This is a genomic window from Streptomyces sp. NPDC002130 (genome assembly GCF_040296465.1).
Taxonomy (GTDB): domain Bacteria; phylum Actinomycetota; class Actinomycetes; order Streptomycetales; family Streptomycetaceae; genus Streptomyces.
Genome location: NZ_JBEOXI010001335.1, coordinates 1 through 1,002 on the forward strand (window position 1 = coordinate 1; position 1,002 = coordinate 1,002).

The following is a 1,002-nucleotide window of genomic DNA, read 5'->3' on the forward strand; positions in this document are numbered from 1 at the left end:
GGTGTCCGTCCGCTGCGCACCTTCCCGTAAACAGTGCCTGGGCTCCGGGCGAGAGCCTGACGTGCGGTTTCACCGTCGCCCCGGAGACGGCGCACACACCGAGCAGTTCGTCATGATCGTGTAAGGATGGAGAAATGACCACGGCTCATCGCTCAGGCATCGACCTCACCCACCTCGACGGCGGCACACGGGCGCAGGACGATCTGTTCGTCCACGTCAACGGAAAATGGCTCGCCGAATACGAGATTCCGGCAGACCGCGCAGTCGACGGGGCCTTCCGGACGCTTTACGACAAGGCCGAACAAGACGTACAGACCATCATCACCGAAGCTGTGGAGTCCAACTCTGCCGCCGGTACCGATGCACAGCGCATCGGCGACCTGTACTCGAGCTTCATGGACGCCGACGCCGTGGAGGCCGCGGGCCTCGGCCCCATCGACGACGAGCTCGACGCCGTCGCCGATGCGCCGGACCGGTCGTCGCTGGCCACCGTGATCGGACGCCACCAGCGCGTGGGCGTCGGCGGTGCCATTTCGCATTACGTCGACACCGATGCCAAGAACTCCGAGCGGTACCTGATCCACTTCAGCCAGTCGGGAATCAGCCTGCCCGACGAGTCGTACTACCGCGAGGACAACTACGCCGAGATCCGCGAGAAGTACGTCGCGCACATCGACAAGATGTTCACCCTCGCCGGCGTCGGCTACGACGCCCAGCGTGTGTTCGAACTCGAGAAGAAGATCGCGGCCGGGCACTGGGACGTCGTCAAGCGTCGTGACGCAGATCTGAGTTACAACCTCGTGGGCTTCGAGGAACTGACCGAACAGAACCCCGGTCTGGACTGGGCGGCATGGCTGTCCGGTCTCGGCGCCGATTCGGAGAAGTTCGCCGAAATCGTGGTCCGTCAGCCCGATTTCCTGCACACCTTCACCGCGCTCTGGGCGTCCGAGTCACTCGACGACTGGAAGGCCTGGGCGGCGTGGAAGGTGCTGCACGCCCGTT

At 64.3% G+C, this 1,002-nt stretch carries 1 protein-coding gene; it reads left to right on the forward strand.

The window, feature by feature from the left end; genetic code table 11:
• Window positions 1–134: 134 nt before the first annotated feature.
• A partial coding sequence (locus ABT116_RS50760; protein ID WP_502984132.1) for a M13 family metallopeptidase occupies window positions 135–1,002 on the forward strand: 868 nt, incomplete at its 3' end.